This is a genomic window from Serratia sp. NPDC078593, from assembly GCF_050268245.1.
GTDB lineage: Bacteria > Pseudomonadota > Gammaproteobacteria > Enterobacterales > Enterobacteriaceae > JBNNGK01.
The window spans coordinates 260,412-285,227 of sequence record NZ_JBNNGK010000004.1 but is presented as its reverse complement, the minus strand read 5'-3'; the positions used below and the strand labels follow the sequence as shown (position 1 = coordinate 285,227).

Sequence of the window (24,816 nt, the reverse complement as noted above, 5' to 3'; positions counted from 1 at the left end):
ACCTAAAACGAAAGAAAAATGTCCATAAAAAACCATGATTGTGATCAATATCACGACTTTTTTGCCTTTCTCTATTTCATAACGTTAACGAATCGCTCAAAATTCGCCGCAGTTTCATAAAAGTGTAACAAATGCGCGATGCATCACACAGCCAACCAGGGGTTTTGACTAGCATGGCGCTCGTTATGGAACAAAAAACGACACATCGATATCCGCACAATCATCACCAGAGACTGATCCTCTGAGGATGTAATACTGATAAAGCCATCGGAGGCGCTCATGTTGAGTATTTTTAAGCCAGCTGCACACACTTCCCGTGTGCCGCTCGATAAGGTAGATCCGCTCTACCGGAAATTGCGCTGGCAAATTTTTATGGGGATTTTCTTCGGCTACGCCGCTTACTATCTGGTCCGTAAAAACTTCACGCTGGCGATGCCTTATCTGATCGACCAAGGTTTTAGCCGTGGCGATCTGGGTTTCGCGCTGTCGGGCATATCCATCGCCTATGGATTTTCGAAATTTATCATGGGTTCGGTTTCTGACCGTTCCAACCCCCGGGTATTTTTGCCTGCGGGCCTGATTCTGGCCGCCGCCGTCATGCTGTTCATGGGTTTCGTGCCGTGGGCAACCTCTAGCATCGCCGTGATGTTCGTACTGTTATTCCTATGCGGCTGGTTCCAGGGGATGGGTTGGCCACCGTGCGGGCGCACCATGGTGCACTGGTGGTCGCAAAAAGAGCGTGGCGGTATCGTTTCGATATGGAACTGTGCTCATAACGTCGGCGGCGGTTTGCCTCCGTTACTGTTCTTGCTGGGTATGGCTTGGTTCAACGACTGGCATGCGGCGCTGTACATGCCCGCTTTCGGTGCCATTCTGGTGGCGCTGATAGCCTTCGCTCTGATGCGCGATACCCCACAATCCTGTGGTTTACCGCCGATCGAAGAGTATAAAAACGACTATCCGGATGACTATTCAGAAAAAGCAGAAGAAGAACTGACCGCTAAACAGATCTTCATGCAATATATTCTGCCGAATAAACTGCTGTGGTACATCGCCGTCGCTAACGTGTTTGTTTACCTGCTGCGTTACGGCATTCTCGACTGGTCACCGACCTACCTGAAAGAAGTGAAACACTTCGCACTGGATAAATCCTCTTGGGCTTACTTCCTGTACGAATACGCGGGTATCCCGGGTACGCTGCTGTGCGGTTGGATGTCGGATAAAGTGTTCAAAGGCAACCGTGGCGCCACCGGCGTATTCTTCATGACGCTGGTTACCATCGCTACCATCGTTTATTGGCTAAACCCGGTCGGCAACCCCGGTATTGATATGGCCTGTATGATCACCATCGGTTTCTTGATCTACGGCCCGGTGATGCTGATCGGCTTGCACGCGCTGGAACTGGCACCGAAGAAAGCTGCTGGCACCGCCGCTGGCTTTACCGGCCTGTTCGGTTACCTGGGCGGTTCAGTCGCGGCCAGCGCCGTTGTGGGTTACACCGTGGACTTCTTCGGTTGGGACGGTGGCTTCATGGTGATGATTGGCGGCAGCATCGGCGCCGTTATCCTGCTGCTGCTGACCATGATCAGCGAGAAGAAACACCACGCGGAAATCGCCGCCAAACGCGGTTAATCCGCGCAAAACTGACGCAGGCCGCTATGCGGCCTTTGAAGTTGATGACAACGTTGCCTTTGAACCCGAGATACCCGGGCTTAGCGCACCAAGGGGTGCTCCGGCGGCAAGCCGCTACGACCCCTTCGGTACGCTTTCCCTAATAACAGACTTTGTCAGCGGTCTGAAAGGCCGCTTTGCGGCCTTTTTATTCCCCGCTCCCTCATGGAGAAAACTATGCGAACTCATGTCAAAGCCCTGCTGGCCGGCATTATTTTAGCCTCCTCACTCACCAGCATCGCGCAGGCCGCCAATAAAGTGGTCATTGCTCACCGTGGTGCCAGCGGCTATCTGCCGGAACACTCATTGCCCACCAAGGCCATGGCTTATGCTCAGGGTGCTGATTTTCTAGAGCAAGATCTGGTGATGACCAAAGATGACGAGTTAGTGGTATTGCACGATCACTATCTCGATCGCGTGACCGACGTTGCCGAACGTTTCCCTAACCGGGCGCGTAAAGATGGCCGTTACTACGCGATCGACTTTACCTTGGCGGAAATCAAATCGTTAAAGTTCAGCGAAGGGTTTGATATTAAAGACGGCAAGCAAGTACAGAGCTATCCGGGGCGTTTCCCAATGGGGAAATCTGACTTCCGCGTACACACCTTTCAGGAAGAAATTGAGTTTGTGCAAGGCCTGAATCACTCCACAGGCAAGAACATCGGCATTTATCCAGAAATTAAAGCACCGTGGTTCCATCAGCAGGAAGGCAAAGACATCTCCAGCAAAGTGCTGGCGGTGCTGAAGCAATACGGTTACACCGGCAAGAACGACAACGTTTATTTGCAGTGCTTTGATGCCAATGAACTCAAGCGCATCAAAAACGAGTTACAACCTAAGCTGGGTATGAACCTGAAATTGGTTCAGTTGATTGCCTACACCGACTGGAACGAAACCTACGAGCAAAAAGCCGACGGCAAGTGGGTGAACTATGACTATGATTGGATGTTCAAACCGGGCGCCATGAAGCAAATCGCCCAATATGCTGACGGTATCGGCCCTGACTATCACATGCTGGTCGATGCCGATAAATCTAAGCCAAACCACATTGTATTGACCGAGATGGTAAAAGACGCGCATGCCAATAAAATGGCGGTACATCCCTATACCATCCGCGCAGATGCATTGCCAACCTACGTGACCGATGTCAATCAACTCTATGACGTGATTTACAACCAGGCTGGCGTAGACGGCGTGTTCACCGACTTCCCGGATAAGGGCGTGCAATTCCTGCAAAAACAGGGGCAGCATCAATAAAAAACGTCAGGGGCGAACCCGTTCGCCCCTATTACTTTGTCATCGATTTCAGGATAAAAACATCTGGCGCAAATAGTGCGGCACAGCGTCGTCGATATTGGAACCAATCACTTCACGTTGTGGAAGTTTATCTTTCAGGCGTTGGTGCGCATCACGCATGATGCAGCCCTTACCGGCCATCGACAGCATTTCCAGATCGTTCATCCCGTCGCCGAATGCGATGCATTCTTTCAGCGAATAGCCCATTATTTTCGCCACCTCTTCCAACGCATGGCCCTTGGACACGCCACCCGCCATGACTTCCAGGCAGGTTGGGAATGAGAAGCTGACGTTGACGCGGTCACCCCAATGCGCGTTGATAGCCTCTTCCAGCGACAACAGTTTTTCATGGTCGTCGCAGGTAAAGTACACCTTACACACGCCATCGGTGTCCAACATACCCGGCTCAAACAGCTGATATTTAAATACGGACTCGCGGAAAAATTCTTTCTGCTCCGGGCTTTCACGATCGATAAACCAGTCGTCGTTACGATAAACGTTGGTGGTGATGTGCGGATCGTTAAATTTTATGCCGTATAAATCACGCGCGATATCGCTGTCCAGATTATGACTAAAAATTAATTCGCCATCGGTGTTATGCACCCGCGCACCGTTGGAGGTGATCATAAACGCGCTGATGTCGAGGTTGTCGCGGATCTGCGAAACATCAATATGGTGGCGGCCGGTGGCAAAAACAAAGTGAATACCACGCTGAGTCAACAATTGGAGTGTTTCTTTCGCGTAAGGCGACAGCGTATGGTCGGGAGATAGCAGCGTGCCATCTAAATCGGAAGCAACGACGTGATACATAGCGATATGTTCTAACCTCTAATGGTGTGGTCGGCGGTAGCGTCACCACCTAAATGTTGAGCAAAGAAGCGCAGGATTGCGTTCAATGCTTCGGCGCGCATCGCGTCCCGCTCAAACAGGATCTCATGGCGGGCGCCTTTGATTATCTGCGGTTCTCCCCCTTCACACGGGTTCCCCGCAGCGGACAGTGCCTGACAAAAAGCCTGATGAGCCCGGTTGTCGATAACCCGATCCTCACTGGCCTGCAATAATAAAATAGGCGTGGCGATCGTCGCCGCGTCGGCAATGACTTGTTGCCCCGCGTGAAGACTTTCCCGCACCCAGTGATAAGTTGGCCCACCAACCCTCAGCTCAGGGTAGTCGGCGTAACTGCGTATCGTGCGACGATAACGCTCGCGGCTGTGGGTTAACCGGTTGACCATGAACGGCAACGGCCGCCACTGGCCGGTTCCCACTGCATAGTAATCACGCACCTTCGGTCGTTTCTCCGCCCAATTCAGGATGGCGTTCGCCAACCAACCTGGCATCGGTAGAAATATCCCGAACATCGGCGCACACAGCGCAACCGCATCAAACGCCTGCGGCTGACGCGCCAAAAAATGCGCCAGAATGGCGCCGCCCATCGAATGTGCCAAAGCAAAACGCTGTCGATAACCCCGCGGCTCGACTTCCTGCTGGTAAAACTGGCTAAAATCGTCGACGTAATCTGCAAAGTTTATCACATGACCACGGTGCGTATCGGCGAGCAGACGCCCAGAACGCCCTTGTCCACGATGATCTAGGATCAGCACATCGTAGCCACAACGAAACAGATCGTAGGCAACTTCTGGATATTTCACGTAACTTTCTATGCGGCCCGGGCTTATCACCACCACCCGCTGATGCTGTGGGGAACGAAAGCATACAAAACGAATCGGCACACCATCAACGCCGCTGAACTCACCTTCCTGACGTTGTCGCCAAAAATCCAACAATGGTCCGGTCGCAAATGCCGCAAACCGCGTTTCGCGCGTTAACCATTCATTAAGGTTGAGTGTAAACGACGTCATTGATTGTTTTCCTTAGTCCATCACGGAAAAAAGTGCCCTTTATCACCAAAATCATACGCGCGTATTGCGATAAATTTCTTACAAAAGTGGCGCAATCGCCGTGTACTTCCGCTGTCACCACATCATTTGCGATGTCTATTCGTCATCATTATCAATATGGTCGCGGATCATCGCCATAAACGGCGCGCCAAAACGCTCCAATTTACGCTGCCCGACGCCGTTGACACTGAGTAGTTCACTGGCCTTGATCGGCATCTGCTCAGCCATTTCCAACAGTGTTGTGTCGTTAAATACCACATAGGGCGGGATATTTTCTTCATCCGCGATAGACTTACGTAACTTGCGCAATTTGGCGAACAGTTTGCGGTCGTAATTACCGCCGTAGGTTTTCTGGTTACTGCCGCCACGCGCTTTCAGGCTCTGAATACGCGGCACCGCCAACTGCAGAGGCACCTCACCGCGTAACACCGGCCGCGCCGCTTCGGTCAATTGCAACGCGGAATGCATAGCAATGTTCTGGGTGATAAAACCCAAATGAATCAGCTGCCGCAGCACGCTGGTCCAATGTTCCGTGGTGTGATCGCGGCCAATACCGTATACCGGCAACTTATCGTGACCAAACTCGCGGATACGTTGGTTATTCGCACCGCGCAACACTTCAACCACGTAACCAATACCGAAACGCTGACCAACGCGACCTATCGCCGACAGCGCTTTACGCGCATCTTCCAGACCGTCGTAACGTTTGGGTGGGTCGAGGCAAATATCACAGTTACCACAGGCCTGCTGCTTTCCTTCGCCAAAATAGTTGAGTAAGACTAAACGGCGGCAGGTCTGGGCCTCGGCAAACGCACTCATGGCGTTCAGCTTATGGCGTTCAATGTCGAGTTGTTGGCCGGCCGGTTTTTCTTCCAGGCAACGACGTAACCAGGCCATATCTGCGGGGTCGTATAACAAGATGGCTTCGGCAGGCAGGCCATCTCGCCCCGCTCGGCCGGTTTCCTGATAATAAGATTCGATGTTGCGCGGAATATCAAAATGCACCACAAAGCGTACGTTAGGCTTGTTGATCCCCATCCCGAACGCCACCGTGGCTACCACCACTTGCAGGTCGTCGCGTTGAAAGGCTTCCTGCACCTGCGCACGCCGCTCGTTATCCAGCCCGGCGTGATAAGCCGCCACGCTCAACCCTCGGCTTTGCAAACGCGCACAGGTATCTTCCACCTTGGCGCGGCTATTGCAGTAGATAATGCCGCTCTTACCGCGCTGATCCTGCACAAAACGCCACAGCTGATCGAGCGGTTTGAACTTCTCCACCAGCGTGTAGCGAATGTTCGGCCGGTCAAAACTGCTGACCTGAATCAGCGGATCGTGCAGCGCCAGCAGACGAGTAATGTCGCCACGGGTGGCTTCATCGGCGGTCGCGGTTAACGCTATCACCGGCATCGCGGGGAAGCGTTGCTTCAGTTGGCCAAGTGCACGGTATTCCGGGCGGAAATCATGCCCCCATTGTGAAATACAGTGCGCTTCATCAACCGCCAGCAACGCAGGCTGGCAGTGATCGAGTAGATCGAGAAAGCTGTCCATCATCAGCCGTTCCGGCGCGATATACAGCAGCTTTACCTTACCGCTGCGACAACCAGCCATCACCTCAAGCTGTTGCTCACGCGTTTGGCTGGAGTTGTAACACGCGGCGGAAACGCCGTAAGCCAGCAACTGATCGACCTGATCTTTCATCAGTGAGATTAATGGGGAAACCACCAGCGTCAGGCCATCCATGACTAGCGCAGGGATTTGGTAGCACAACGATTTACCGCCACCGGTCGGCATCACCACCAGGCAATCTTGCCCGCCGATAGCGGCATTGATGATCGTTTGTTGCCCCGGTCGGAATTGCTGATAGCCAAAGGTGTCGCGCAACACCTGTTCTGCTAGCAACGCTCTATTTATCACTGCTGCGGTCGACACACACTTCCCCATTTTGATGCAACGGCGCATCAATACGCCGCGAATAAGACTGCCTGACTACATAATATCGTTAAGCATGACACCAACGCCAACCCGTGTCTGCCGGAAGTTGTAATCGATCAGTGATTCGCCGTAGCCGCTAAACACTTGGGTATAGAAGCGGACGTGTTTGGTGATCGGATAACTCCAGCCCAGTTCGGCACCGCCGAAACCACTGTTCCAGTTATAGTGGCCATTAACGCTAAAGATACTGTCGCCCCAAGCGAAGCCCACCTTCAAGCGGTAATAGCCCATGTATTTGGTGATATCCGGGTTATCATCGCTGTTGGCACTCTCTGAGAAACGCAGCCACGGCTTGATATCCACCTGCCAGTTACCATTTTGCGCCATCAGCCGTGCATACGCACGGTTCCAACTGCGTGAGGTCGGTTCCGCCCGGCCGTTTGATTGGTGATTCAAGCCCACCTCAACATCACGCAGCGTCCAACCGCCGAAGCGATAATCGGTAGCCCACCCCAAAAAGATTTGCGGTTCATAATTGGTTTCACGGAAGGGGGAGGACTCGCCGCTGTTGGAAAATTGCCACCATGAACGCTGTGTATAAGACGCCCCCAACACCGAGTTTTCACCGGCAATGCCACGCCACAGCGGAAACGCCAGACTGAGCTGATACTTTACTTCGTCTTTGCGCGCATTATCCGACCAGTTATAGCTATTGATCGCTTCTTTATTCAGATCGCTGGTGTAGGTGTACAACAGATAATTGGTATCATACGGATACAGCGTGAACGGATTATCGTGGGATTGCAGCATGTTAGCAATAATGCTGCCGCGCACTGCCGGTTTATCATGTATTTCTTGTTCTTTGGCTTCTTCAGCCTGTGCCAACGCCGGCACCAACAGCATCGCCCCAATAACCCCTGACAGAATGCGCATAGCTCTCATCACCCCAACAAAATAAAAACAGACCTTAAATCAAAAACAGGCCATTTTACACACAAAGCCCCTTTTGCAGCAGCCCAGAATGCTTTTATCGGATTAGCCTGGAAAGAAACAAAAATTAAGCATAAAATCAACAAATAATTAACCTGGACTGACCAGTACCTTACGCCATAAAACCAACGAGAAGAATCAACGCTATGTCGACTACACCTCTCACAATAGAAGCTGCACGCCAAAAGATTGGCGAAATTTTTGTTTATCATATGCCATTCAATCGTGAACTGGGATTGGAGTTGCGGCGTTTTGAAGATGACTACGTGGAACTCACCTTCACGAATCAAGCCAAGTTGGTGGGCAATGCCGCTCAGAAAATTCTGCATGGTGGTGTGATTGCCTCAGTATTGGACGTTGCCGCCGGCTTGGCCTGTGTCGGTAGCGTGCTCATGCGCCAAGAAACCTTGATTGAGGAAGCGCTGACGACACGCCTGTCACGCATGGGAACCATCGATCTGCGAGTGGACTATTTACGCCCTGGCAGGGGTGAACATTTTATTGCTTCGGCCAGTGTCCTGCGGAGCGGTAATAAAGTGGCCGTGGCGCGTGTTGAACTGCATAACCACGACGGCCTACACATCGCCAGCGCCACCGCAACCTATCTGGTGGGGTGATTGTGCGCGATGAGTGAGTTCAGTACACTCATCGCATCTTCCACTTTTCCATCAGAGTATCGTCATGGACGCACAGCAGACGCGGCAAGGCATTTTTTTTGCTTTAGCCGCTTATTTCATTTGGGGTATCGCACCCGCGTATTTCAAATTGGTTCAGCAAGTTCCGGCCGACGAAATTCTTACCCATCGGGTAATTTGGTCGTTCTTCTTTATGTTGGCGCTCATCTCGCTCGGGCATAACTGGCGCAAGGTGCGCGCTGCCTGTAAGGATCGCAAACGTCTGCTGCTGTTAGCGGTGACGGCACTGACGATTGGCGGTAATTGGCTGTTATTTATCTGGGCAGTGAACAATCATCACATGCTGGAAGCCAGCCTGGGCTATTTCATCAACCCATTAGTGAATGTGCTGTTGGGGATGCTGTTTCTCGGTGAACGTTTCCGCCGCATGCAATGGATCGCGGTGGTACTGGCATTTACCGGGGTGTTAGTGCAGTTGTGGCAGTTCGGTTCATTGCCGATTATCGCGTTAGGGCTGGCGTTCAGCTTCGCGTTCTATGGTCTATTGCGCAAGAAGATGGCTATCGATGCCCAAACCGGCATGCTGATCGAGACGCTGTGGCTGTTACCGGTTGCGGCTATTTATCTGTTCTTTATCGCCGACAGCGCCACCAGCCATCTTAGCGCCAACCCTTGGTCGCTCAATTTGCTGCTGGTCGCGGCGGGTATCGTAACCACCGTGCCACTGTTGTTCTTCACCGCAGCGGCCACCCGACTACGCCTGTCAACATTAGGCTTCTTCCAGTATCTTGGCCCAACGCTGATGTTCCTGCTGGCGGTGACGTTCTACGACGAAACTATCGGTCAGGACAAGCTGGTCACCTTCGGCTTTATCTGGGCGGCATTAATATTGTTTACCCTTGATGCCTTATATACCCAACGTAAACTCCGTTAGCGATTCTTAGTCGGAAGTAGTGGTGTTTCTAAATGAATAATGTCGCCACTACTTCGCGAACCGCTTGGCTTTAACCACTGTCGGTCAAAGTAAAAGGAAAGTGGCTCGGATAGGCGGTATAGCTCGTGCCCGCGCCCCATCCCTAAGGCGCGCCTTGATCGGCATTGCTCAATTGGGTGATACGACAACAACAAACGAGCTTTGATAGGCCCCGGGGTCAGCATTAATCGTCCGCAACGTAGACACAATGCTAGCTTCGCTATCGCTCACACGAGTTACTGTAATTTCTGTCGTTACCCCGTTACCCAGTTTAATGAGCGAAGGGCCGAACACTTTAACCTTGGGATTCACCCCGCAGCGCAGAGAGGCCGTGATTTGACGTATATCTTCACTGTTATTCGTTATCGCTCCGTGGTCAATCGTGGGTGAGGAGAGAGTAATATGACAACCTAAAGGAGGAGGGCTATCTGCTTTAACACAGTAAGTGCGCCCACTATTTGCGACAACCTCAGCATTCAATGCTCCCCAAGGCGTTTCAAGATAGCTCCCTGTTGTATTAACTATCGTTTTTTTTCCAAATACGACACACTCGCCTCCGGGTCCTGCCCCATTATGGAGTCCATACGAGTTAGTGGACACCTCACACCCTGAGTCCGGGGTAAGCTCCCAACCGTAACCGTCCGTCACTTCACATTTCCCTACCAATACTGGCCGGTGGACGTCATCGTCTATCCAATTACAGCGGCGGAACCCGGTAGCCATCGTGCCCTCATTACAATGCATCCCATACGGTACAATTTTTGTACTTGGAACATTAGAGCTCATGGGGGCATCAATTTCGGTGAACACAACAGGTCCAGGAAGATACTTAACTCTTGTGGTGCAGTTGACACCTTCACAAGACAAAACCATCAGATCAGAAAGAGCCGGCCACCGCACACCCCAGCAGAGATTGGATATAAAAAGTAACGATACCGCAATTACGGTTTTAAATTGCATAGATGAGCCTGTTGTTTAATTTTGAATACATGAGTGAACATATAACCACACGCCCTCACTGAGTTGATTCCTACCAAATGATAATTTCCCCCTCTTTTCACCAAGCCGTAAATTAGCTTCTACCTTCAACTTTTCCCAATGTCTGGCTTGCACACAATATGTTATGCAGAAATTCAAAAAGGCAATAACGACAAATACAAACTCTCGACACGTTCCGGTAACATATTCAGCAACCCTAGCAATCGCCCCTTAATTAGGTGAGATGACAACGACAAAGGATCCCTGATAGTCTCCAGCTTCAGCATTAACAGTTCGTAACGTAGACACAATGTTAGCTTGGGTATCATTAACGCGGGTTACGGTAATCTCTGATGTTACTCCTTCCCCTAACTTAATGGTCGATGGGCCGAACACTCTCACCGTGGGATTAACCCCGCAGCGAAGATTAGCGGTGATCTGACGTTCGTCAACACTGTTATTCGTTATCGTTCCGTGGTCAATAATGGCTGACGTTGTATCGATATTACATTGTAAGGAAGGGGGAGACTCCGCTTTGATACAATAGGTACGACCGCTATTAGCAACGGTATCTGCCGATAAGAAACCCCAAGGCGTATCGATTGACAATATAAAGCTCTCGCTCGCAGCCTGTCTTTTACCAAATACGACGCATTCGCCCCCCGGTTTAGCCCCGTTATGCACACCATACGAGTTGGCGGATACCTCACATCCCGAATCCGGTGTAAGCTCCCATCCTTCGGCTGTCGTCGTCTGGCATTTGCCAAGTAATTGTGGCTTGTGCGCAGTGTCATTGTACCATTTACACTGCGCAAAGAAGGAATCTAACGAACCATAAAGACAGTGAATACCGTACGGGATAATTTCCGTGGTTAAAGCCTGACTGACATAGCTACTAGCGATATCAGTGAATACGACGGGGCCAGGAAGATACTCTACCCCCCTGTCACATGTCGTATTTTTGCATGACAAGATCATTAAGTCTGAGAGGGCGGGCCAACGCCCCCCCCAACAGAAACTGGATACGAAAAATAGGAAAACTGCAATTGCTGTTTTAAATTGCATGGTGGTACCTGTTATTAAATTTCAATTCGTATAGGCCAATATTTCATGACAAATGCTTTCTATCTCGTCGTGGTTAAATGGTTATTTTCCATCGCTACCATCGGTTCATCGCATCTGCTGCCGTTTTCAACAGTGCCTGCTCTGCTTAAAAAACATGCGTACGCACCGATGATTTATTTTCGGACGCTATCCAGTTCACCCACGCTCATCCCTTGGCCGGCAAAAAACATAATCACTTCGGCCAATAAGATTTTCCTCACGCTGTGCTCTCAATTCAAAATTTGGGAAGTTGCTTATCACCTTGTTAAAATACAACCGCATTTGGTTGAGATAATAAAAATATCTAAATAGGCAATAATGGCGCTATTCGTACTCAAGTAGGAACGTCGCGGTTGCATTAAACGATCCCCGCTCAATATTCTGTTTGGTGATAGCGTCCGGTTCCCCCTGTACATAGGCCTTCAATGCAATACGATTATCCCCATCCTGCAGCATATAATTATCGCTCGCCTGATTGATTCGTATCGGTTTGGCTTGCTGCGTTTCTAAACCTATCGCTATCCCGCTGGCACCGGCACCGACGTCAACAGCCAACAGTCCCGGTAACGCCAAACTTTCCGTACCAATAAAGGTGATTTTCACTGTTTTCCCCAGGCTCAAATCACATTCTGTCAGATGGAGACTAAAAGGTTGGCCCAGCGTGCGGGTATTCAGATACAGGTATTTATCGATAACCGTGCCAAAATCCAGTTCGATGCTCTCTTCACCTGGCGGTATAACACACGGCTCCGCCACCAATGCTCCGTATAGATGGAGGTTGTTTTCACCTGCGGCCAACACCGCGCTGACGGGTAACAGGGCAAACCAGAGAAAACACACCCCTTTTCTCACTACCCGACCCATATACTGCTCTATCCTACGTTTCATCTTGGGTTCCTTATTGGTAGTCTGCTCGCAGCGTCGCCCAAGCCTCGAAACTTCCCTCGGTTAGCGTCGTCCCCGCATTTTTTACCGGTACTGCCTCCAAGCGTGGCGGATTAGAACCATCGATCTTCAAAGTGCTGTTTGGCGTAAACGGTATGTCATTCTGGTAGATCCTGATCCCCAAGTTAGCCTTGTCAGTCATCAATGCATCTTTATCAAAAGCGGCACTGCTGCCATCCAGACTCAAAGTCAGTACCCAACTGCTCCTACCATCATCTCCACAGATGATTTGGTAGTTTAACATCTGGCGGTAGTTCACTCCGTTTACCTTGTTGATACCTACTCGTTCACCAAAGTCTACATCTAGTTGATTATTGTCATTGATGGTGCACGGTAACGGCTCTATCAATGTTCCGCGAAATGTCATATCCCCCTCGCCATCTATTGCTGATGCCAAAGAGGTAAAGCCAATCAGGCCGCAGAACAGTAACAAGGCTTTCATCGTCATGGTCATAGTGAGCTTCCGTTACTGGTAATCTACTTTCAGTATTGCGCCTGCCGTAAACTCGCCACCGGTCAAAGCGATCCCGTCCTGCTTCACTGGAATAGCCCACAGCTCAGGTCTGTCTGGATAGGTAAAATTCAGCCAGTGATTAATCGCCAGCTTAGTACTGCCCTGTTGCAGTTCAATACCCAGTCCAGCCTTATTTGTTTGCAACACTGTGCTGTCGAACGGAGCCGCCGTACCCTGTATCTGCAATTTCAGTGCATTAGGGGAACCCGCAGTGCAAGACATGGTGTAGTCCACGGGTATACGGTAGTTTTTACCGTCCACACGTGTCGTCATCACCTCGCCGAACTCCACCGCAATGACTTTGTTATCGTTGATCGTACAGGGAGGCGCGGCCAATACATTTACCTTCACCTCGACCGTCGCGACGTTAGCCCCCACCGCTATTTGCGGCAATACGGCTAACAGCCCACACAACAGACCCGCTGCCTTCCGGTCTCGCATTATTCCCTTCATGATCCGTCTCAGTCATAGCTCAGATGAAAATCCACCACGGCCCGGTAACGACCCGCCACCAGATTGGCCGAAGTACGCTCCGGTACGACAGTATAAGTGAGCGAGTTTTGCCCCGGAGTCAGCAACACGGGTTTTCCTCTGCTGCCCAATTGCACGTCGTCACCCTGTACGGTAAGCATCCGTAACCCCACGCCAGAAGCGCCCGCTACCTGCACCAATTGAGGATTGTTCGCGTCACGAGCGGAGTTGAAACGCATTGTCATCGCAGGTTGATTATTAGCCCAAGTCAGACTGCCAGTCCGTTCATCACGGCTACCGGCCGACCTACGCAGGCAATCTACCAAACGCAGCTCGAATTGCACGGGTTCACCACGAGCACCGACGGATAGCAAACGGCCTGTCCCTATCTCACCTAATGCGATCTCTTGACGGGCACTGCTCATTTCCAATCTGCAGGCACTCTCCGTTAATGCACCATATACATATAAAGTGCCATTAGCCCCCTCGACTTCCCAGCCATCTACCGCTGCCTGTGCATTTGGCAACAGCCACAACATAGTCAAGAGCGTCAACGATGCTATCAACGAGCGTCTTCCACATGAGCCAACGTGCATCAACTCACTCGTACTACCTTGACCCTGTCCACGGCCATCCGTTTCGCGTGTCATGCCTCTCCCCTTTTCCCTTCGCCTTGCGAAAGTCCGACTGTGCTTATCCGGTTACGCCTTCTTCTTCGGCACTACCGTGCAGCTACTACCGTTGCAACTGAAGCTCAGTGTCGGCCGGCCGCCGTAGTCGTTTACATAGGTCAGTACCGGGCTATTCCCCACGCTGGACGCGCTCACCGATAGCGACAGACTGTCCTTCGGCGGAACCATCATCGGCTCAAAGCCCTTAACGCCTGGACCATCCTGCTTGTTGCTCGCATCCACAAAGGTGACGTAATACGGCGTCGGGTTATTAACAATATATTTATCCCCCTGCTTCGTCAGTGTGATCTGTTCCTGCGGTGGCGGAGCATTCTTGTCCATTGCGATTCCCGCAGGACGATAGAACAGCTTAATGCGCGTCTGTAGTGCTATCTGCAACGCATTCGGCTTACTGCTCTTCGGCAGAATTTCACGCAGGTTGAAGTAATAAACGGTTTCGCGATCCTGCTTAAGTTGTTTGACGACCGGTAACGCTTGAATTTTCACCTGACTTGGCTTGCCCGGTTCGATGCGTTGCACTGGCGGTAGCACGGCAAACGGGCTCTGAATTTTATTACCCCTTTCGTCTTCCATCCAACCCTGTGCCAGATACGGTAACTGCTTATTTTGGTTGCTGATATTCAGACTTACTGACTTCTGGCTACCGTCAAAGACTACACGCGTCCGATCGAGCGCAATAGCAGCCTGAGCCTGCTGAACCAACAATGCCCCCAATAAAGCAACCGCCACCAGCGCCGGTGTTCGCATGCCACAGAGTGAAAGGGTCTTCGTTTGCGATATCTCTTTGTGCATCGTTTATTTCCTGGCCTCTGGCCTTCAAATGTTGTTAATTAAAACCAAATGCTTTCCCAGCACTCAATAGCAAAGTTTTTACCATCACGCCTTGATCGGATGACAAGGTAGCAACAACGTATTCATCAACATATTCTCAGGCAGCTGCGCCGGCATCCTGATCTCGCACTGCGCAGTCCCCCCCCAATGTACCGTCATGGTCTCGCCAGCTTTGATACCGCTTAGGTAAACACTGCCGCCATCGTTGACAAGACCCGTATCCTGTTTGCGCATATTCACCACCATCGCGCCAAACGGAGGCTCGCTGCCATCGGCCAGTTTGATAACCGCCATCGCCTTAGCGCCCGCAATCACTTCAAACTTACGATAACCAATCGCGCCTTCAGTCAGCGTCGCCTGTACCACCGATTTGACCGCTTCCGCGTTATCGCCCAGTTGGTTCAGATCGATATTTGCCTTATTACGGTAGTAGCTGTTGACATCGCCTATTACCGCCTTACCCCACGCATTAGTGCGGCTACTGCGCCCATAACCGCGTACCGGTACGTCTGGCACACCTTGAGTATCAATCAGCATGCGGGTTCCTCCCATTACCCCAGAGCGGTGCAAAGCCCCGCCTTCTGCGGTCATCGTCATTCCGCCCTGCATTGACATCCCGAAAGCGCTATAGCGCCCTTGTTGATAACTGGCATTCGCGCTCACTCGCGCCGTGTCACCTTCGTGGTTGTAATACCCACTCACGTTAACGCCCTTACGTGAGCTACCGGCATTCAATTGGTAATTGTTGTGAGCATCAATCCGATCGTAATATCCCACCCGGTGGTTAGTGTCGTTGCGGTTTACCGTAGTGTTGTAACTCACCGTCGAGTTGTTCCCCCACGGCATCGACAGCGACAGGTAAGCCCCATCGTCTGTAGTACCGTTATATTTATTGCGGTACGCCGACAATGACAGACTCACATTACGAAATCGGCCCACACTGAAATAGCGCGACATTGTCAGGTTGTAACGGTCGTTGGCCGGCCGATCCCAATAAGTTTCGTGGCTGTAGTTGAGGTAACTGCTCAGCCCCCAGTCACGGAAGTGTTTATTGACGGTGATGGTATACATCTCCTTGCCACTCCCCGATCTGACACCATCATTACGCGCATCCAAGTACTCCGTCATACTCATGAAGTCCTGCTCCGAGAAGCGGTAGCCGGCAAACGTCACCTGACTGTCATACTCGTCGAAATCCTTCGAATAACTCAGACGATAGGAGCCACCACTGAGCGTGCCGTCTTGGTGTGGCAACCGCGCCCGCGACTGCGTAGCGTCAAATGACAATGCACCAAACATCATCAGGTCACGTCCAATGCCGAGCGACAGAGCGTTATAATCTCCCCCCGCAAGCGCACCACCGTACAGTGACCAACCGTTACTCACCCCCCAAGAGAACTCACCGGTACCAAATAACGGCCCCTGCGAGTGGTGCTGCCAGTCCGACGGTTTCCCCGCCGCCAGCTTGAAGCGTACCGAGCCCGGCCGAGTCAGGTATGGGATACTCGCCGTATTCACCACAAACTCCTGCACGCTGCCATCTTGCTCTTCAACCCGTACGTTCAACTCACCACTGATTGCGTCATTAATGTCCTGAATCCGAAAGGGGCCCGACGCAACGGTTGTCTCGTACAGTACTCGCCCCTGCTGGCTGATGACCACTTTGGCATTGGTCTTCGCCAGCCCCACCACCTCCGGCGCATACCCACGCAGGTTAGGGGGCAACATATTGTCGTCCGAAATCAAACTCGCTCCGGTGAAGCGAAAGCCATCGAACATCCCTGAGTCGAGATAACTCTCTCCCATCGTCAGCTTAGAACGCAGCAATGGCACGGCCCGATAGAGGTAATACCGGTTCCATTTGAGCTCTTTGCGGTCTGACTGCCCGCTACCGGACTGATGATCAAAGGTAGCCTGCCAATCTGCACGTAATCGCCAAGCCCCGAGGTTGACACCGGTGGAACCATTGCCACTCAGGTTATAACCATGTGTCCCGTGCTCTAACTCTTTCTGGCTACGAGCATTAATGTTGTAGTCAAACAACAGACCAGGTATACCTTCGTCCCAGCGCGATGGCGGATCCCAGTTTTCGTCAATGTATTCCAAAAAGGCTTGTGGAATATTCACGTACAGGGCGTTGGTCGCTAAGTCGCCCCGCAACGTCACACCCTGCACACTCTTCTCATCCAAACACTCACCACCATGCCACCAGGTCAGATCCTTTAGCACTCCAGCTTTGAATCCCAACTCATTCACCAAAACCTTGCTGATACAGGCACGGCTACCTTTAGGATCATCCTCTGGTGCATAAAACGGGATCGGTTGCTCCGGCAATTCATTTTTGTTGACGTGCACAACCATATCGTAGGTGCCAGGCATGATATAACCACCACGGGAAAACTGGCTCAGATCGATATTCTTCCGGTCGTTAACATCCAGCACATCCATATTGAACTGAATGTCATCTGCCGCGTAGACCACCATCGATGTGCCCAATGCCAGTGATATGCACAATCCTATCGCTTGGCGTCGAACCAGTTTTCCTGTTGGTGACAATCCCATATCCTTACCTTTTTATTTTAATAACCGCTACCAGTCCAATGAGCGGGATATTCAGAAATAATCCAACTTGAAACGTATCGAAGAAAAATAACTGCCAGATTTTACAGTGTGATCATTAGCCACCAATTTCAGCGAGTAATTCAATCGCATATCGCCGGGAGTAATATCGACAGACGGTAAAGACTTTCCAGGAGATACGATATTCCCTAAATCATCAGAAATTTGTAGCCCAATACCTGAAGCATCTCCGTGAATACCAAACAATCCCCCATCGCTATCACCGTCAAAGGTCACTTGAAACTGTTTCCCCCCCTCTTTCCCTGGGCGGGTGAGTACACAGTCAATAAGATCAATAGAAAAAAATCTGTTTTTCCCTTGACCATCGCGAACAATATCAGCCACAGGTATACTCCCCATATCAATACTTTGCTCACGACTGTCAACTGCAATAGCGCAGGCTGTATCAATAATACTTCCCTCCATGTTTACTCGACCCCATCCCTCTAACCCACCAGTAGCATTAGCAGAAAAAACAATTGAGGAGAATAGGCAAGAAAATAAGCAGGGAACTACGCTCAATATTCTATTATTGACTCGCATTTTCCTTTATTCCTTTGAAGATAGTTTGAAAAGGCATGCGGGGATCCCGCATGCACAAACATACTAATATTTAAAATAAAGGTGGAAATAATGGCTTAGCTATACGACAGCGTGAAGTCAGCTACCGCCTGGAAGTCACCTTCAACAACCTCTACCGTATCACCATCACCTTGCAGGTAAGCTGCAAAGTTCAGGCTATTATTCTGACCCTGCAACGGCTGAATATTGCCTGGTACGCCATCAAATGTGATCAGCGAGCCGCTTGCATCAGTAATCGCTACACTGGCACCCATAGCATTACCATAAATACCCAGTAAACCATTCGCTGCCATAGATTCCATACCGGTAAAGGCTATCTGTACCTTATTCTTGGTAGCCGGGTCACCAAATGAACAACCTTCCAGTTTGATCGAGAAGTTCTTTGGCGTAGATTGACCACCATTTTGCAGTGCAGCTTTAGAAATCTGTCCCAATTCAACGGTCTGGTCGATAGACTCAGGGGCAATTGAACATGGCGCATCAATGATAGAGCCAGTGAAAGTGATTTTACCATGACCTTGATCTACTGCTGGTGCTGCATTGGCGATAGAAGCAAAACCCAAAGCTACTGCGGCAATCATAAACTTGTTCAGTTTCATTCTTTACATTCCTTTATTAATTAAAATATATAACTAAAACCCATCCTTGCTTGACATAGAATGGCGTACTAAAAATCAACGTCACACCCCAGATATTCATTTGGGATTATCTTATTAGCGTGTCTGACTATCATTATCCAGACTATAAGAATGATATGTTTCAGATAACACTTAACCACTCACTTAGTAACGCATGTCATTAACTTTACGCTGTCTAAATGCTATCTGCTTTATGCCCCGCTAAAAGTTGGTTCAATCTTAGTGAGTAGCAAAGAAAATTCATAATCAATTTATATCAACTTTTATTCAATCATTTCTCCGCAATCAAATACGATAAAAATCAAATACTTAATCACGATAGAGCACTATTCACAGCAACTTAAGAACGAAATTTATTTAATTTATAAGCACATTAAAAAATATTAACCGCCTTATTAATAAGAATTATCCTTTCTGATTAATATAATTAACCAAGTAATGACCGATAAGATCATAGATCATTACGTGATGATGGCTTATCATTGAATGAGATTAATCTCGCCACAAGTTAAGGGTTGAGAGTCTAAAAACAATTACAGTATGGATATGAAACAAATGGATGAGAATTGTTATTATGTCATCGCCGACAAAATAGAATTCAGACCTGAAGAGAATCTGCTTTACTCGCGTATAACCGGTGAAAAAATCACACTCTATGTTGCCGCATCACGTTGCTTGCAGATGTTATTGAGGGAACAGGGAAGTGTAGTTGCTCAGCAACAGCTATTTGATATTGGCTGGGAGAAAAATGGCATGGGTGTTTCTAAAAATACCTTTTACCAAAATATTCTAACCTTACGCAAAGGGTTAAAAATCGCAGGGTATGACCAGACAGTGATCAAAACAATACCACGTCAAGGTCTTACTATCCCCTCAACGGTTCCTGTGCAGAAGGTGATAAAAAGTAACATTACCACATCAAGCGGAAAAGAAAACATTAAGGACAATAACCAACCTGAAACGACAAACATAATAATAAAGAAAATTTTCCCAACATATCTCTGGGCAATCATCGTGGTTATTCCTTTGGTACTAACTATTATTTTATTTTTAGCATCTAAAATATCAGATAAAAGAGATTATTTTTCTCAATATAGCTATGCAGGTAAAATAGATAATTGTTCAGTCTATCTTTATAATAAAAATACAACACTAGAACGCTACAAACAGTACCTCAAAAAACACCAAGGGTCATGTGCGGAAAATAGCTTTGTCTATTTTTCAACCTATCCGTTGGTTCCTCGTGTCTCCGTAATCCGTTGTAAGCAAGCATTCTCTACGGGGTTAAAAAATAGCTGTGTTTCTGAATATCATCTCAACTGGCAACACTATGAATAAAACTCAACGCATTAGTATCGCAACACTGCTGACCGTTATTCTATTATTGGGCATTATCGTGACGATCCATAGCTATGATCGCTACCAGCGCACACACTTAAACTGTGATGCTATGTTGGTCGTTAGCAAAGACGATGCAGAGTTATCACTTGCGCTCAATTATACTTTACGCGGTGATAGCGGCATCGCAACCTTAAAAGGAACGCTCAAAAAAGGTAGCCAAATCACTAACATTAGCAGGAAGAATTACTTCGCCTTTAGTCAAGAGAAGAACTTTTATCATCTAACATCGTTGTCTACCGTTGTGTCACCTGCAGACAATAGCGATACGCAGGAATTAATGCGCTATCTCCCGCGGTTTTATCTGCAAAAAGGGTTGAAGTTCGACTTTATCATCAAGCCGGTAGCTAAAGAGGGCTATATATTCTCAACGGGGTATGTACCTTCGTTTTATTGCACCCGTAACTAAATGCTGTGATGACTGATACTGATGGGATAAATAGTCTTGCGGGATCGTATTATTCCCCCACTCATAAAGTGGGGGAATGCCACCCTAACGTGGCAAAACGCGGGGAATTAGAGCCAGTTTTTACGCTTAAAGTACAAGTACGGCGCTAGCCCAGCCAAAATCATCAGTGAAATAGCACCCGGGTAGCCAAATGACCACTTCAGCTCCGGCATAAATTCGAAGTTCATGCCATAACTGGATGCCACCAGTGTGGGCGGCAGAAACACCACCGACACCACCGAGAAAATCTTAATGATGCGGTTCTGCTCGATATTGATAAAGCCCATCGCAGCCTGCATCAAAAAGTTAACTTTCTGGAACAACGATTCATTGTGCGGCAGCAGGGATTCAATATCGCGTAGCACTTCTCGCGCCTGCTCTAACTGGCCGGTGGGCAAGCGTGCTTTACGCACCAAGAAGTTCAAAGCTCGCTGGGTATCCATCAGACACAGACGAACTTTCCAACCGATATCTTCCAGTTCAGCCAACGTCGACAATGCCTCATCGTATTCGTCGCCCTGATGCCCTTCCATAATGACCCGGCTGAGCTTTTCCAGGTCGCTGTAAATATTTTCGATTTCATCCGCCAACTGCTCGATTTTGGTTTCAAACAGATCTAGCAGCAGTTCATAGGCATTACCATCAACCATCATCTGGTTGCGCGCGCGCATACGGTATAAACGAAACGCAGGCAGTTCGCGTTCACGCAGCGTATATAAGCGGCCATCCCGAATGGTAAACGCCACGGTGGAGTTACCCGCATGGTCTTCCGCATCTTCAAAATAGAAGAAAGAGTGAATGTGCAAACCGTCTTCGTCTTCAAAGAAACGCGCAGACGCTTCGATGTCATCCAACTCAGGACGGGTCGCCAGGCTCTGGCCCAGTTCATTTTGCACGCGATCGCGCTCGCCTTCTTCCGGTTCGACCAAATCAACCCACAGTGATGTGGTGAGGTCATCGGCGTCATCCAGTTCCAGACGGGATAAGCGGCTATTATCTAATTTGAAAGCGCTTAGCATGTGCCAAAACATCCTTAAAATGGAGGCAAACAACGCGTTGAAACACAAGAAACTGAATGGGAAGTGACCCCGCTCGTTTCAGACCATAATGAGATCTAACTCAGAGCGACACGCAAAGGGAGTCGCCGACAACCACGAAGGCTATCAGCAGAATGGGATAGCCTTAGAAGTTGTACCTGTTGATTTCCAGGTCAGTGAGCCAGTATCTACTGGGTGTGTCCAAGGCAAATGTCCTCATGATTAATCGTGCGCGCATGTTACGCCGAGAAGAAAAAGCCTGTCAACACGTTAAACAGGATAATCGTGCAACAATTCACCGCGATGACACAGCGATAAAAAAGCCTTTCAACCTGAGATAGACACCGCGAGGAAAGTCGTACTGTTCTCAGATATTGGCAGGGAAAATTGCTAAACTCAACCGCACAGAATACTGACGGATTTTACTGATGAAACTGATTACTGTTGCGGACATGAGCGCCATGAGTGCCCAGGCGGCTGAACTACCACGTCTGCGTAGCCACCTGACGTTGCATGACGATTTAAACGAACCGGTGCAGCGACTGGCTATCGCGATGGAGCCGGGAACCTACATTCGTCCGCATCGCCATAGGCATACGTGGGAACTGCTCACACCGCTGTGTGGCCGCTTCGTAGTACTGCAATTCGATGATAACGGCGCCGTTAGCCAGCGCACACTGCTAGGGGAAAAGAACAAGGTACTGGAAATGACGGCGGGTACCTGGCACGCGGTACTGTCTATCGATAGCGGTGGGGTGATTTTTGAAGTAAAAAAAGGGCCTTACCAGCCGCTTGCAGAGCAAGATTGTATGCCGTGGGCACCGCCTGAGGGCGCTGAAGCGACAGAAGCAGTGATGCGTTGGTACGCCACAGCACAAGTAGGCGACCATTTTCCCCATTGACGTTGATGGCGAATGGCCGCAATCCAATAATGTGTGACGCTAACGTCCCTTAGCGCCGTGTTTACGTCGCAAGAGAAGCCCTACCTCAATCCGTTTCCAACTTGGCGTAGGCCGCCACCAGCCACTTAATGCCTTCCCCTTGGAAGGCAATTTGCAACCGGCTATGTTCACCACTGCCTTCCAGATTGACGATCGTACCTTCACCGAATTTAGGATGACGCACCCGCTGGCCCAGCTTGAAACCGGTGTCATTTTCACTGAGCGGTGTTCCCATACGGCGATGGTTAACAGGGCGCGATACGCTGGCACGCAGGCGTACTTCTTCAACGCATTCTTCCGGGATCTCGCCGATAAACCGCGAGGGCCGATGATAAACTTCCTTGCCATACAAACGGCGGGTTTCCGCGTAGGTCAGCGTCAATTTTTCCATCGCCCGCGTCAAACCAACGTAAGCCAGACGGCGTTCTTCTTCCAATCGGCCCCCTTCATCCAGCGACATCTGGCTAGGGAACATGCCCTCTTCTACGCCAACGATAAAGACTTGTTTGAACTCTAATCCTTTCGCCGAGTGTAGCGTCATCAGTTGTACCGCGTCTTGATACGCATCGGCCTGCCCTTCGCCTGCTTCCAGCGCGGCGTGCGACAGGAACGCCTGCAACGGCATCAGATCCTGATCTTCCTCCTGATAGCTATACTGCCGCGTCGCCGTTACCAACTCCTCAAGGTTTTCAATGCGCGCCTGGCCTTTCTCGCCCTTTTCTTGCTCATACATGATGAACAGCCCGGAGTCGCGGATCACTCGGTCGGTCTGCACATGCAGCGGCATCTCTGCGGTTTCATGTGCTAGCGAGTCCACCAGCTCGGTGAAGCGCTGTAAGGCAGAGGCAGCACGGCCCGCGAGGACTTTGTCCTGCAACAACGCACGCGTCGCCTGCCACAACGTCATTTGCCTATCGCGCGCCGTTTGGCGCACCACGTCAAGCGTGCGGTCACCGATGCCGCGCGTCGGGGTGTTCACTACCCGCTCGAAAGCCGCATCATCGTTACGATTGGCGATCAACCGCAGATAGGCCAACGCATCTTTAATTTCCTGACGTTCGAAGAAGCGCATCCCACCGTAAATACGGTAGGGCATCGCCGTCTGCAAGAGTGCCTCTTCCAGTACGCGCGATTGGGCGTTACTGCGGTAAAGTATCGCACAATCATTCAGTGCACCGCCGTTTTCCTGCCAGCTCTTGATTCGATTCACCACAAAACGCGCTTCATCCAATTCGTTGAACGCGCAGTAGAGTGAAATCGGCTCGCCCTCGGCACCGTCGGTCCACAAGTTTTTGCCCATACGCCCATCGTTATTGGCGATCAGCGTATTAGCAGCCTTGAGGATATTACTGGTAGAACGGTAATTTTGCTCCAGTCGGATGGTTTCCGCGCCGGGGAAATCCTTCAAGAAACGCTGAATGTTCTCTACTTGCGCACCGCGCCAGCCGTAAATTGATTGATCGTCATCGCCCACGATCATCACATTGGCGCGATCGCCTGCCAGCAGGCGGATCCAAGCGTACTGGATGCGGTTGGTATCTTGGAATTCATCCACCAAGATATTGGTGAAACGCTCGCGATAATGGTTGAGGATGTGCGGTTTATTCAGCCACAGCTCATGGGCGCGTAACAGCAGTTCGGCAAAATCCACTAACCCAGCCCGATCGCACGCTTCCTGATAAGCCTGATAAATACGCAACCAGGTCGCTTCAACCGGATTACCATAGCTTTCGATGTGCTGAGGGCGTAAACCATCGTCTTTTTTGCCATTGATGTACCACATCGCCTGCCGTGGCGGCCATTGCTTTTCGTCAATGTTCAGCGCGCGTATGATGCGTTTGAGCAACCGCAGCTGGTCTTCGCTATCGAGGATCTGGAAGTCTTGCGGCAGATTGGCATCCATATGGTGGGCACGTAATAAACGGTGCGCCAACCCGTGGAACGTACCAATCCACATGCCGCCCTGACTGGTACCAATCAGTTGTTCAATCCGGTGGCGCATTTCCGCCGCCGCTTTGTTGGTAAAGGTGACCGCCATAATCGAATACGGCGAGCAATTCTCGACCGACAGCAGCCAGGCAATACGATGCACCAACACCCGGGTTTTGCCGCTGCCCGCCCCCGCCAGCACCAACAGGTTGCTGCGTGGCGCGGCCACGGCTTCGCGTTGTTTATCATTCATGCTGTTGAGCAGGTCGGAAACGTCCATAGGCACCATTAATT

Annotated in this window: 23 protein-coding genes; 7 read left to right on the top strand and 16 right to left on the bottom strand. The window is 50.2% G+C overall.

The window, feature by feature from the left end:
• The first annotated feature begins 279 nt into the window (after positions 1-279).
• Both glpT and glpQ read left to right on the top strand, forming a co-directional pair.
• Complete coding sequence (gene glpT / locus ACQKDS_RS06990) at positions 280-1,632, top strand: glycerol-3-phosphate transporter (RefSeq protein WP_399667787.1); 1,353 nt, start codon at positions 280-282, stop codon at positions 1,630-1,632.
• A gap of 216 nt (positions 1,633-1,848) precedes the next feature.
• Positions 1,849-2,928 (top strand): glycerophosphodiester phosphodiesterase, encoded by a 1,080-nt coding sequence (gene glpQ, locus ACQKDS_RS06985; RefSeq protein WP_399667784.1) that lies wholly within the window; start codon positions 1,849-1,851, stop codon positions 2,926-2,928.
• Between the two features lie 48 nt (positions 2,929-2,976).
• On the opposite strand, the gene yigL is transcribed toward glpQ, so the two are convergent.
• From yigL to pldA, 4 genes are all read right to left on the bottom strand, one after another.
• On the bottom strand, positions 2,977-3,777 hold the full coding sequence (gene yigL / locus ACQKDS_RS06980; protein WP_399667781.1) for a sugar/pyridoxal phosphate phosphatase YigL: 801 nt from the start codon (positions 3,775-3,777) through the stop codon (positions 2,977-2,979).
• A gap of 11 nt (positions 3,778-3,788) precedes the next feature.
• Positions 3,789-4,826, bottom strand: coding sequence for a lysophospholipase L2 (gene pldB / locus ACQKDS_RS06975; RefSeq protein WP_399667779.1), 1,038 nt, complete (start codon positions 4,824-4,826; stop codon positions 3,789-3,791).
• Between the two features lie 135 nt (positions 4,827-4,961).
• Positions 4,962-6,794: an ATP-dependent DNA helicase RecQ gene (recQ, locus tag ACQKDS_RS06970; RefSeq protein WP_399667776.1), complete on the bottom strand. Its 1,833-nt coding sequence runs from the start codon at positions 6,792-6,794 to the stop codon at positions 4,962-4,964.
• 57 nt (positions 6,795-6,851) lie between these two features.
• Positions 6,852-7,730 (bottom strand): phospholipase A, encoded by an 879-nt coding sequence (pldA, locus tag ACQKDS_RS06965; RefSeq protein ID WP_399667773.1) that lies wholly within the window; start codon positions 7,728-7,730, stop codon positions 6,852-6,854.
• A gap of 203 nt (positions 7,731-7,933) precedes the next feature.
• Between pldA and ACQKDS_RS06960 the strand changes: the two genes are divergently transcribed.
• Both ACQKDS_RS06960 and rarD read left to right on the top strand, forming a co-directional pair.
• Complete coding sequence (locus ACQKDS_RS06960; protein WP_399667770.1) at positions 7,934-8,404, top strand: thioesterase family protein; 471 nt, start codon at positions 7,934-7,936, stop codon at positions 8,402-8,404.
• A 64-nt stretch (positions 8,405-8,468) separates the two neighbouring features.
• Positions 8,469-9,356, top strand: coding sequence for an EamA family transporter RarD (gene rarD, locus ACQKDS_RS06955; protein ID WP_399667768.1), 888 nt, complete (start codon positions 8,469-8,471; stop codon positions 9,354-9,356).
• A gap of 168 nt (positions 9,357-9,524) precedes the next feature.
• Here rarD and ACQKDS_RS06950 read toward each other — a convergent pair whose 3' ends face one another.
• From ACQKDS_RS06950 to ACQKDS_RS06905, 10 genes are all read right to left on the bottom strand, one after another.
• Complete coding sequence (locus tag ACQKDS_RS06950; protein WP_399667765.1) at positions 9,525-10,355, bottom strand: hypothetical protein; 831 nt, start codon at positions 10,353-10,355, stop codon at positions 9,525-9,527.
• Positions 10,356-10,604: 249 nt separating this feature from the next.
• Positions 10,605-11,438, bottom strand: coding sequence for a hypothetical protein (locus ACQKDS_RS06945; RefSeq protein ID WP_399667762.1), 834 nt, complete (start codon positions 11,436-11,438; stop codon positions 10,605-10,607).
• A gap of 363 nt (positions 11,439-11,801) precedes the next feature.
• Positions 11,802-12,341 (bottom strand): fimbrial protein, encoded by a 540-nt coding sequence (locus ACQKDS_RS06940; protein ID WP_399667974.1) that lies wholly within the window; start codon positions 12,339-12,341, stop codon positions 11,802-11,804.
• Between the two features lie 34 nt (positions 12,342-12,375).
• Positions 12,376-12,876 (bottom strand): fimbrial protein, encoded by a 501-nt coding sequence (locus tag ACQKDS_RS06935; RefSeq protein ID WP_399667759.1) that lies wholly within the window; start codon positions 12,874-12,876, stop codon positions 12,376-12,378.
• A 12-nt stretch (positions 12,877-12,888) separates the two neighbouring features.
• A complete protein-coding gene (locus ACQKDS_RS06930; protein ID WP_399667756.1) occupies positions 12,889-13,377 on the bottom strand; it encodes a fimbrial protein in 489 nt (162 codons plus the stop codon).
• A gap of 20 nt (positions 13,378-13,397) precedes the next feature.
• Positions 13,398-14,003, bottom strand: a complete 606-nt coding sequence (locus tag ACQKDS_RS06925; RefSeq protein ID WP_399667971.1) for a fimbrial protein — start codon at positions 14,001-14,003, stop codon at positions 13,398-13,400.
• A gap of 105 nt (positions 14,004-14,108) precedes the next feature.
• Positions 14,109-14,846 carry a fimbria/pilus periplasmic chaperone gene (locus ACQKDS_RS06920; protein ID WP_399667968.1) on the bottom strand — a complete coding sequence of 246 codons (738 nt, stop codon included), beginning with the start codon at positions 14,844-14,846 and terminating at the stop codon, positions 14,109-14,111.
• 129 nt (positions 14,847-14,975) lie between these two features.
• Entirely contained in the window at positions 14,976-17,492 is a 2,517-nt protein-coding gene (locus ACQKDS_RS06915; protein WP_399667753.1) for an outer membrane usher protein, read from the bottom strand.
• 51 nt (positions 17,493-17,543) lie between these two features.
• A complete protein-coding gene (locus ACQKDS_RS06910; RefSeq protein WP_399667750.1) occupies positions 17,544-17,975 on the bottom strand; it encodes a fimbrial protein in 432 nt (143 codons plus the stop codon).
• A 212-nt stretch (positions 17,976-18,187) separates the two neighbouring features.
• Complete coding sequence (locus ACQKDS_RS06905; RefSeq protein ID WP_399667747.1) at positions 18,188-18,730, bottom strand: fimbrial protein; 543 nt, start codon at positions 18,728-18,730, stop codon at positions 18,188-18,190.
• Between the two features lie 579 nt (positions 18,731-19,309).
• Here ACQKDS_RS06905 and ACQKDS_RS06900 point away from each other — a divergent pair.
• Positions 19,310-20,107: a transcriptional regulator gene (locus ACQKDS_RS06900; RefSeq protein ID WP_399667744.1), complete on the top strand. Its 798-nt coding sequence runs from the start codon at positions 19,310-19,312 to the stop codon at positions 20,105-20,107.
• Positions 20,100-20,576 (top strand): hypothetical protein, encoded by a 477-nt coding sequence (locus tag ACQKDS_RS06895; RefSeq protein WP_399667741.1) that lies wholly within the window; start codon positions 20,100-20,102, stop codon positions 20,574-20,576. The genes ACQKDS_RS06900 and ACQKDS_RS06895 overlap by 8 nt, the downstream gene beginning before the upstream one ends.
• A 107-nt stretch (positions 20,577-20,683) precedes the next feature.
• On the opposite strand, the gene corA is transcribed toward ACQKDS_RS06895, so the two are convergent.
• A complete protein-coding gene (gene corA, locus ACQKDS_RS06890) occupies positions 20,684-21,634 on the bottom strand; it encodes a magnesium/cobalt transporter CorA (RefSeq protein ID WP_399667739.1) in 951 nt (316 codons plus the stop codon).
• 446 nt (positions 21,635-22,080) lie between these two features.
• Between corA and ACQKDS_RS06885 the strand changes: the two genes are divergently transcribed.
• On the top strand, positions 22,081-22,554 hold the full coding sequence (locus tag ACQKDS_RS06885; RefSeq protein WP_399667736.1) for a WbuC family cupin fold metalloprotein: 474 nt from the start codon (positions 22,081-22,083) through the stop codon (positions 22,552-22,554).
• A gap of 85 nt (positions 22,555-22,639) precedes the next feature.
• Here ACQKDS_RS06885 and uvrD read toward each other — a convergent pair whose 3' ends face one another.
• On the bottom strand, positions 22,640-24,802 hold the full coding sequence (gene uvrD, locus ACQKDS_RS06880; protein WP_399667733.1) for a DNA helicase II: 2,163 nt from the start codon (positions 24,800-24,802) through the stop codon (positions 22,640-22,642).
• Positions 24,803-24,816 lie beyond the last annotated feature (14 nt).

Coding starts and splice junctions, on each gene's coding strand:
- glpT (WP_399667787.1), top strand. CDS start 280: ATGTTGAGTATTTTTAAGCCAGCTGCACACACTTCCCGTGTGCCGCTC.
- glpQ (WP_399667784.1), top strand. CDS start 1,849: ATGCGAACTCATGTCAAAGCCCTGCTGGCCGGCATTATTTTAGCCTCC.
- yigL (WP_399667781.1), bottom strand. CDS start 3,777: ATGTATCACGTCGTTGCTTCCGATTTAGATGGCACGCTGCTATCTCCC.
- pldB (WP_399667779.1), bottom strand. CDS start 4,826: ATGACGTCGTTTACACTCAACCTTAATGAATGGTTAACGCGCGAAACG.
- pldA (WP_399667773.1), bottom strand. CDS start 7,730: ATGCGCATTCTGTCAGGGGTTATTGGGGCGATGCTGTTGGTGCCGGCG.
- ACQKDS_RS06960 (WP_399667770.1), top strand. CDS start 7,934: ATGTCGACTACACCTCTCACAATAGAAGCTGCACGCCAAAAGATTGGC.
- rarD (WP_399667768.1), top strand. CDS start 8,469: ATGGACGCACAGCAGACGCGGCAAGGCATTTTTTTTGCTTTAGCCGCT.
- ACQKDS_RS06950 (WP_399667765.1), bottom strand. CDS start 10,355: ATGCAATTTAAAACCGTAATTGCGGTATCGTTACTTTTTATATCCAAT.
- ACQKDS_RS06945 (WP_399667762.1), bottom strand. CDS start 11,438: ATGCAATTTAAAACAGCAATTGCAGTTTTCCTATTTTTCGTATCCAGT.
- ACQKDS_RS06940 (WP_399667974.1), bottom strand. CDS start 12,341: ATGGGTCGGGTAGTGAGAAAAGGGGTGTGTTTTCTCTGGTTTGCCCTG.
- ACQKDS_RS06935 (WP_399667759.1), bottom strand. CDS start 12,876: ATGACCATGACGATGAAAGCCTTGTTACTGTTCTGCGGCCTGATTGGC.
- ACQKDS_RS06930 (WP_399667756.1), bottom strand. CDS start 13,377: ATGCGAGACCGGAAGGCAGCGGGTCTGTTGTGTGGGCTGTTAGCCGTA.
- ACQKDS_RS06925 (WP_399667971.1), bottom strand. CDS start 14,003: ATGCACGTTGGCTCATGTGGAAGACGCTCGTTGATAGCATCGTTGACG.
- ACQKDS_RS06920 (WP_399667968.1), bottom strand. CDS start 14,846: ATGCGAACACCGGCGCTGGTGGCGGTTGCTTTATTGGGGGCATTGTTG.
- ACQKDS_RS06915 (WP_399667753.1), bottom strand. CDS start 17,492: ATGGGATTGTCACCAACAGGAAAACTGGTTCGACGCCAAGCGATAGGA.
- ACQKDS_RS06910 (WP_399667750.1), bottom strand. CDS start 17,975: ATGGAGGGAAGTATTATTGATACAGCCTGCGCTATTGCAGTTGACAGT.
- ACQKDS_RS06905 (WP_399667747.1), bottom strand. CDS start 18,730: ATGAAACTGAACAAGTTTATGATTGCCGCAGTAGCTTTGGGTTTTGCT.
- ACQKDS_RS06900 (WP_399667744.1), top strand. CDS start 19,310: ATGGATATGAAACAAATGGATGAGAATTGTTATTATGTCATCGCCGAC.
- ACQKDS_RS06895 (WP_399667741.1), top strand. CDS start 20,100: ATGAATAAAACTCAACGCATTAGTATCGCAACACTGCTGACCGTTATT.
- corA (WP_399667739.1), bottom strand. CDS start 21,634: ATGCTAAGCGCTTTCAAATTAGATAATAGCCGCTTATCCCGTCTGGAA.
- ACQKDS_RS06885 (WP_399667736.1), top strand. CDS start 22,081: ATGAAACTGATTACTGTTGCGGACATGAGCGCCATGAGTGCCCAGGCG.
- uvrD (WP_399667733.1), bottom strand. CDS start 24,802: ATGGACGTTTCCGACCTGCTCAACAGCATGAATGATAAACAACGCGAA.